The organism is Pseudomonas sp. 32_A (genome assembly GCF_017490905.1).
GTDB classification, from domain to species: domain Bacteria; phylum Pseudomonadota; class Gammaproteobacteria; order Pseudomonadales; family Pseudomonadaceae; genus Aquipseudomonas; species Aquipseudomonas inefficax.
On record NZ_JAFGYI010000073.1, the window covers coordinates 1 to 8,744 of the forward strand.

General features: G+C 52.4%; 4 protein-coding genes. 1 reads left to right on the forward strand and 3 read right to left on the reverse strand.

Features of this window, described 5'->3' with window-relative positions:
• Positions 1–95: 95 nt before the first annotated feature.
• The 3 genes from J5M58_RS25425 to J5M58_RS25435 are packed head-to-tail and all read right to left on the reverse strand — an operon-like array spanning position 96 to position 7,178.
• The gene (locus J5M58_RS25425) at positions 96–2,900 is read right to left on the reverse strand and encodes a hypothetical protein (protein WP_207880049.1); all 2,805 of its coding nucleotides are present in this window, start codon (positions 2,898–2,900) and stop codon (positions 96–98) included.
• Positions 2,893–5,382 carry a hypothetical protein gene (locus J5M58_RS25430; protein WP_207880051.1) on the reverse strand — a complete coding sequence of 830 codons (2,490 nt, stop codon included), beginning with the start codon at positions 5,380–5,382 and terminating at the stop codon, positions 2,893–2,895. The genes J5M58_RS25425 and J5M58_RS25430 overlap by 8 nt, the downstream gene beginning before the upstream one ends.
• Before the next feature lie 29 nt (positions 5,383–5,411).
• Complete coding sequence (locus J5M58_RS25435) at positions 5,412–7,178, reverse strand: hypothetical protein (RefSeq protein WP_207880053.1); 1,767 nt, start codon at positions 7,176–7,178, stop codon at positions 5,412–5,414.
• A 266-nt stretch (positions 7,179–7,444) separates the two neighbouring features.
• On the opposite strand from J5M58_RS25435, the gene J5M58_RS25440 reads away from it, so the two are divergent.
• On the forward strand, positions 7,445–8,650 hold the full coding sequence (locus tag J5M58_RS25440) for a hypothetical protein (protein ID WP_207880055.1): 1,206 nt from the start codon (positions 7,445–7,447) through the stop codon (positions 8,648–8,650).
• Positions 8,651–8,744: the final 94 nt, after the last annotated feature.

Genomic DNA, 8,744 nt, shown 5'->3' on the forward strand with positions numbered 1-8,744 from the left:
GGAAACTTAAAAAATTGAACGCATTCGAATGGACGATCGGTTGGCTATTCATACAAATAAACTCTGCTCGTGTAGGAAGCGCGGGGCGAACTTAGCTAGTTCACACCCGACTGCAATTCAAGTAACAGTTTGTTGCGCCGATGAGCACCCACTTCGTAATTGAATTGAAGGTAGTGGCGATTACCTTCATTATCTACAAGCATGAACTTGAATGGCCGATCCAACCCCTCGGGTATCTCATAGAGTTCAAGACTATCTTCCGGATGACGGTACGAAAAATTCGACAGCCGAACCAGGCCCACCATAAACTCACCCCGTGCAGGCCCTTGATGGTCTGCAAAATCATCTCTCAACTGAACACGGCGCTGTGCATTCAACCGCTGCAACCACCCAGACAACGTAAACTTCTCATTTGACTCACTGCCTCCCAAGGCAAAGCACGTATAACTTACGCCTCCTTCAGAGAATTGCTCTGACTCCCAGCGTACGGCGGATTTATTGTCATCGGGGCCCAGCACCACACTTACAAATGGAATACGCACGCCTTGCCGTTGCAGGTTGAGTCGGTAGCTATCTTTCGTCCACTCCATGTAACTGAACGTATCACCGTCATAAATTTGACCATTCGGGTCCTGATCAACACGAGTGACCCCGACAGTGTAAGCGTCAACTGAATAAGCCGGACGCTCCACCCCCTGGAGCTTGACCACCCCATTATCTGAGGATACGACTTGCGAATTAAAAGGCATATCATCAGCCGCTCGGGTAAAAACAGCATAGAACTCCTGCGCCAGCACGCTCGTCGTTTGCAGATAGTATCGTTTATACACCGTAGCCTGTTCATTATGGAGCTCGGCAGCTGACACCGCGCCAGAGCCAGTCAACATTGCATAGCGAGGGTTATGAAGCAAATTGACTTTCCAGGAACCTGGGTCAGAACTATCCTCGGGGGGTGTAAAGCCCACATCGCCTTCAATAATTGGCAGTTCGCTGCCACCCCTCGAGTAGAACCTGAGCGTACTGAGGTCTTCCGGGCTGACCTTAACGTCCGGTTCCCCTTCATTTACCTTCGTTTGAATGGTTACCAATACCTCGATCTGCTGCAGGCCATTGGCATACCCTCGGCCCGCCCCTGTTGCCTTCACATAGAACTTGTCCAAATCCACCCAACTGGTCGGCTGTATGGATTTGGCCGTGCGTGTACCGTGCTCGATAATTGCGTAACCGGTAAACTGATCGTCCTGGCTTGCCATGACTACACTGCAGGACCTTGTCGAAGCTGCGGGTGGTGTATAGCGCCCACTGTTTTCATCGATATGACCGTCTCCGAAAACCTCCCATCTATAGCCGTCAAGGTTGACGCCTGGTTTTGCTCCCCAGCTAACTTTGAAGTCCATTGGGCCGGTGGTGTGTTCCCTGCGCACGTAATGCGGGGTTACCACCCGGGCCGCCGGCCAGACAATCATGACCACGCAGGCGCTGCCCGTCACCTCACCATCGGTAACCTCAAACTGCTGTAGCCGAACCAATGGTAGAAAAGTGTCTGATATATGCGGCGTAAAGCTATTCTCTGCACCTTCCGAGGCACCGAACTCGCCCCATACCTCACCCACCACTCTCCACTTCAAGGTTTTGCCATTCCCTCCTGATGCTCGCATCTCGATCGCCGGCTGACCGAGCTCCCAGACTGCAAGCCGCGGGTAGATCTGAATCGCCTCACGGGCCTCCACCACCAAGGCTGTACCGGATGATTCCTCTCCAGTTTTCTGCCCGTCCACCAGGACCAGTTGCGTTTGCTTGACAAACTCCGTCGACGCCTTGCTGGTGTAAACCCCTTCCTGGGTCATGCTGCCGCTGGCACTGGTAAGGTAGGTATTGGTCGCGCTCCAGTCCGCATTGGCGACACCCTTCAAGGCAAAGGCCTGAGTATTGCCTGCGGCAAGCGTTGCCAAGGCAGGCTCGACTCGACGTGTTTCCGGGGTGTCTTCCAGACTACCCAGCGTTACACCATTTCTGCCTTTCATCTTCCAGGTAAGTTGCCGCTGGTTTCGCAGGCTCAGTGCTTGAGCCGCGACAGTGGCATGGTAGCCACACTTGTCAATGTAGTCCGCGCCCAATATGGCCACTTGCGGGCCCGCATCACGCGTCAACCAATAGGGTAACGGAGCGTTGGGCAACGGCAGGGTTCCCTCTTTGACATCACTGTTCAATTGCATGAACAACAGCACCGCGCCATCACCCTCGGCATCAGGCTCCGCTGTCCAGGGGGCGGGTTGTGTCAGCACCTTCACATAATTAGGGTCGAAAGCGCCGTAACCGCGAAGATCCCAGCTAAGCAACTCGCTGACCGGCATCGTCTTGAGCCACTTACCCAAGGCATTCGCTATGACTTGCTGGGCGTAATCCGTGCGCCCCAGGTTGCAGCTGAATTGCTCGGCACTGGACCAGTCAATGTTCACGGTCAGGTAGCCGTTATCACTATCGACAGCAGTGCTCACCTGAACCCGCGCTTGTAGATAGAGCCCCATGCCCTTGACGATGTTTGAACTGGACTCGATCAACGGCGGATGACCGGGCAGCCTGGTAACCACTGTGAAGTCGCCTGTAATCAACTCCAGGCGCGCATTGACCCAGTCGTCCAGCTGGTTTGTTCTGCTGAAGTCCAGCTCAGGTGGCCCCATGACCAGCCCGGAAAACTCAGCCCATTGCCGGCCACCATTATGGATGGCAAAGGTATCATTGAACGCAGGTGAAAAGCTTTGCAGGCGATAGCGCTCAAGAAACCGCTCTTGCAGTTGCAGATCCAGGGCAGCTTTGCTCACGCCAAAGATCGCACCCCAGCCCAGCGTTGAATCAACTTCAATATTGGCGCTTGAACCCTGCACGATATCATTAGCCATGAGACACCTCCTGAGCTGCGTCACCGAGAATACTGTTCAATTTTTCCAGCGAAACAAATGGCACCGGAATGATCTTGTAGCCGAAGGCCTGCAGGTCAATTATCTCCTTGCCGTCTTCATCGTAGGCCAACGTAATATGTAACCCTGCAACGGCGATATAATGCTCATGTACACCTGCCTTCGGCGTATAGACTCCCGTGTTCTCGTCAAGCGTCCCTTTACCCACCAGCAAACGCCACCATACTTCCTCAGGTTGTATCTGGCGTTCACCTCCGGTGAATGTCTTAGTCCAAAGTCCCATTTGCAATGCAGCCGTTTCCCCTCTCGACTTAGCCTCCTGGACCTTGACGAAGTATTGTCCTACCGACATCAAGGGAACAATCATGGCTATTTCGTTCGAAACACCGTGGGACGCACTCTTGATCATCACTTTGTCCACACGCAACACGTAATCCAGCAGGTCCTCCAGAGGAGATGACCAGCCTTCCTCAGGCACCTTAATCTCCGCTTTATACTTCCAGATCTGTTGTACAAGAGGATCATCGTCCGTAACCACGTCGCCTTCCGCATTACCTTCGACTGTTGCCGTCAATGCCTTTCCATCAACTGATGCTGCCCATAGGGTGAACTCGGCTCCTGTGGCAACACTCGCCACCAAAGGGAACACCGAGAGCGGAGTAGCTACCACGTTGACCAAAGCCTTGCCCGTCCACTCCCCTTTACTGGCAGTTACAATCACCCGCTTGAACGTGTGCCCAAAACTTTCGGCAGGCGGTGGTGTATACACACCATTTACGATTTCTCCCGCATTTCCCGTATCACCAGGCACATTTTCGACATCCCAGTGGAATCCGCTGGAGGCGGGTTCAATTGTGAATGTGAAAGGCACCCCCGCTGCGACAACGGGCATCGCGGGCGTCAGTGTGTATTCAGTGCGTGCAGCCGACAGTTTGCCCAACACACACATGTCACCGGGCACCCGCAAGACGTCGGGCTCCACAACACTTTCATCACTGAATAGCAGCCCGTTGAGCCGGAAGGCATCGAGCTCCAAACCCAGGGCCCTGAGGTCTTCCTGCAGCCATTCGAACTTTTCACGCATGTCCTGCCTGACGCTAACCAGACCCTTGTTGTATTCATCTCTGGCTACTACATTATCGCTTCCACGAACACACTGATGTACGGTATCGAAGGTGTAATTACCCGACCCTGCCTTGAGCGCTATGTGTTTACGCCCGTCAACGGATGTCAATGACCACTGAAAACGCTGACTGAACGTCCAACTCGAGATGTAATAGCCTTCATAATAAACACTGCTCCATCCTGTACCTTGATGGTGACTGTAACGCCCGGTCCCTTCACACTCCTCTGTGGAACCCCTCCAATTCACGGCAAAATCTTCGCCAATAATTTCAGCACGCAAACGCTGATCGTCCCCCGCTACGTATTTCGAAAACTTACATTCAAACTTATCTACCTTGAACCCTCTCCAAACATTTGACTCTTCATAGCCATCTGACTCCCACGCGTACTGCATGCTTCCATTAGTCGCATAGTAGGCGCGCACCAACTCTCCCGGTTTAGTGCTCGGCTTGAACTCTACCCCTTTCAACTGTTCACGTTTGCCAAGCTCATGGACAAACAATTGCCTGAGAATCAGATCATTGGAAAGTACCAAGTTGCTCGTATACTCCCCCCCCTTGGGCAACAGGTACATCATGTCTTTATTGGGACCGTCCCCCGCCTTGTTCCCTTTCAGCGCGACGAATATCAAGACCAGCCCGTCTTCAAAGCCGTCGCTACCCCAGACATTTGCCTCGTCACCTGCCTGGGTGCGGATGATGAAAACCCCAGGCTGCAATGCATCCTCGTCGTTGAGCCTCAACTGGCTCAGAGGGTAGACCTTTTCTGATTCTTTGAAATTTTCGTCAATATAGTTTTGCAAGTGCTTCGCGAGAATCGCAGCCTGAATGTCATTATCAACACCATTAAAATAGCTCTGAAGCACGTTTTCCGCACTCATATCGAGTACGACTTCACCCGCCTTGCCCACGCCACCAGTAACCGCTTTGAGCTTAATATCCATCTGCAGCGTCGGCCCAACCAATCCATCAACCATTGCGACACGCATGATTTCTCGCCGAGTGGTGCCCGGCGGCTGTTCAGCCTCGATCATCTTCCCCGATACACTACGCAACTGCAAACGCGCCATCGAATCCTCAATCGAGGCATTGATGAATGACAACACTGGCGTAGTGACCTGCAGACTCTCGAGATAGTGATAAATCCTGCCAGCAACCGTTTCGACCTTATCGTCGATTAACGGCAGGTAAGACTCGTTAGCGTGAAAACGATCGATATAGTCTTGCTGCATTATCTGATTAGTCTTACCCCTGGCGAACGCCAGCACCGCATCCCAGCGAAAGGTCTGAGGCTTTTCCTTCATTTTTGTTATAAATTCTTCTACAGTTTGCTTTTTCATGGTACCTCCTGGTACTGAGCGGTCGCCACTCATTCGAGAATCTGGAAATCCAGCGATGGGAACAATGTTTCGGATACATCATCAAATCGTACGCTCACATTTACGTATAACAGTTGACCCACCTTCAGCTTTTTCAATTCAACCAGCGGCAGCGGTAGGGTAAACTCTATGTTCTCAATCTCTTCACTGCTTACCGGTCGCCCCGCACGCAGGTCAAGTGCATAAGCCGATCCATCTTCTTTAACCCCTACCAGTGCAATAGTCAGCGGTTGCCCTTCGGCTATGAACGTCCATCGCCGTAGCACCAACGTGGCATCCTTCTCGCCCAGAGACTTGATCGAAAGCCCCCCCGGCTTCACTTCTTCACATCTAATCAGCGGATAACTTGTTCGCGGCAACGGTTGTATACGCAACTCCAAGGCTGGAGAGTCCGAAGTACCGTCAACGCGATATCTCACCGGGAAGCGCTTGCTCGTGTCAGCGGCGTCGCGCCCCATGTTGGCACCCAAGGCAGTTGGTGGTACCCGAAATCGGCGAGGCTTGTCAGGTTCATGCTCAAGGACAATGCACTTTCCACGTACCGGATCACCGTCAGCATTCACACTGAGTTTCTCGCCTGGACGCAACTCAAACTCTTCCGGCACGTCGACAAACATCCCGAGCGTCACGTTAGCGGCTGGGATAACAGCACCGTCAGTTTCTGCTGCCGCACCCACCACATTAGGAAGTACCCATTTACGGGGTTTTTCCACCATCAACTGCAGTCGCTGGGATGTCACGCCGCGGCCTTTGCGGGCGATCTGATAAAAGAGGTTTACCTCAAGGTCAACACTGGCACGCAGCGAATCGGGCGGTATCACAAATTGCATCTCACTGCCTTCAACACTGCTGGCATCCAAGTGAATGCTCTGCACCTGAGTGCTATCGGCTTCGCCACTCCACCAGTACAACAGCGCGACATCTCCAGCCTTCACACCCGGTGCTTGCCGAATGCGAACGGTCAGACCTTGTGGAAAACGCCCAGGATCGAGTGGGCCACCGGCGTATCTGTCGATCGTTGGTGGGTCAAGTAGTGCCTCATCGTCCTTCCGGGCAGAGTAGTTATCACGTATCTCGAAATCTTGAGCCGAAGATCTCAATTCAACGGCTTGCCCCTCCAGCTTCAGCAGGTAGTAAAATTGCGCACGACCGCCAACGCGAAACTTATTCTTCGGCACCCTGAAACGCAGAACTTTTCCTACATCTTCCTTTTCCAAGACATACGTATATTTCGTCGGTACTGGCGGTATGAGATCATCGTCTTCGTCGCGGATTTCTGCACACAACGTTACGGTATCGCCCTCGCCCATGGTCTGATAGGGTGCGACCCAGATATTGGCACCACTACCATCCAGTTCGCTTACCGCAATAACTCGATTATGCGATTCAAGAATGAGTGGCACTGAGAGCGCCTGCTCAACGGATGGAAGCAAACCAATGTTGCAAAAAACCCGGAAGGACTCATTCTGCTCAGCGTCATTAATGTAATAAGAATAGTAGGCCGTCCCACCCAGCGCCTCGCTCAGAATGCGATTGCTGATCTTGATTAACTGCCCCTGCGGGTCAGGATCTCTGACCGGTATGATCTGCTCAATATCGTCAAATGGTTCCCCCGCAGGGCTGGCCCCCACCCATCTCACGTGGATTTCATCGCCATCCTTCATGCCGTCATACTTTATATAAGTATCAAGATCCTCCCCCCCCAGCCCCACGACATCCACTTCATGGTCGGCCGTCAAGCCGGGAATATTAGGCATTGGGAGCCGTTCTGCTCTCACAGGCCTACTGTTCGTCGTTTTCATTGCAACGCCCTAAGCGATAGTGATTTCGCCTGATTATTCAAGGCTTCCACTGGTTTGCCTACTGTCAGAAATGCTAGGTCAGCCACCTAGCAAAACTGTCAGGTGCCCACACCCTCTACATTCGTTAACCTTGCATCAGGCGCCCTTATCACCTGCAAGTACGTTATTTATATGCTGCGGCCCCTAGGGCACGCGCTTATCTATCAAAGGAGCACAACCCCATGGCATTCGGAATAAAAAATCCCTCACGGCACCTGCGCTGCGGGCTGTTATTTTCCTCCGTCTTCATCGTTTCAATGGGCATATTGACCCATACCAGCTCCGCCCTGGCTGCGGGGGAGGGAACAATTACGCTCAGAGGTAAAACAGGTGATGTGCTAGACCCAGAAAATGACAGCCGCGGTTCGTGTCAACTTTCTATTCCCAGTGTCGCCGCGGGGCGCACGATCCGATACCAGATCAATAGCCCCGCCTCCCCTTGCTACACGCTTCGAGTTGACACAATAGAAATCGAGAAGGCGCCTTCTGCAGTAAGCATCGTGTTAACCGATGATTATCACTGCTCGACCGAATTGGGCAGCGAACATCATGCTCGTCGCGACCCGGAGAGCAATAAAAATTTCTCCATCGAACTTAAAACAACGCTTGCTGGTTCAACGCTCGTCTCGGAAAGTCTCAGCGGACTCATGGCCTATAAAGGTAAGTTCGTCACCAACATGGACAACATGAACAATCGCAGCAAGGGTTTCAGAGTCGAGAACGCTTCCGCCACGGCCAATGATCGAATCAGCTACAACCTTTCCTGCGTGCAGGTCACCGTTTCAGAAGGCCCTAGCACCCCTGAAACGGTCGATGTCAAATTTACTACACCCTCAGACTGGATCGACGCCGGCAAAGAAAGCGAAAGCGAAGACTTCGATTGCCCTGAAGGCACCGTAATGGTGGGGCGCCAGCATCTGGGTAATGAGAATGCAAAAACTTATTACAAGTGCGCCAAACTTGGCAGCGATATAGTACAAGAAAAATCCACATGGACCGTCAAGTTCCCGGAATGTGGCTACCGACTAAAAGAGGACGACGACGACGATTTCACAACCTGCACCGACGCCTTGAATTACGACAAGAATAAACAAGAATATATTTATGCCTCCTGCAACCCAGATGAAGTCATGGTCGGGCGCTTCCATGAAGGCGATGAAAATCAATTATCGCAAATTCAATGCAGCAAACTTTACCAAGACAGCAATAAACCAGAAAACCGGTTACAGGTAATACCCTCCAGATGGCAGGGCCCCGTGGCGGAAAGCGAAAGCGATTACACCTGCCCTGACAACCAGGTGCTGATTGGTAGAGCTCACCGGTCAGACGAAAATGGCTATACCCAGTGGCAATGCGCGAGCCTGAAAGCTCCTAAGTCTGCCAATTAAGCCAATTAAGCCAATTAAGCCAATCGGTATACACAGGAGCCTATCATGACGCTTTCAGCGGCCCACTCCAACGCGTACAACAACCTCAGTTTTG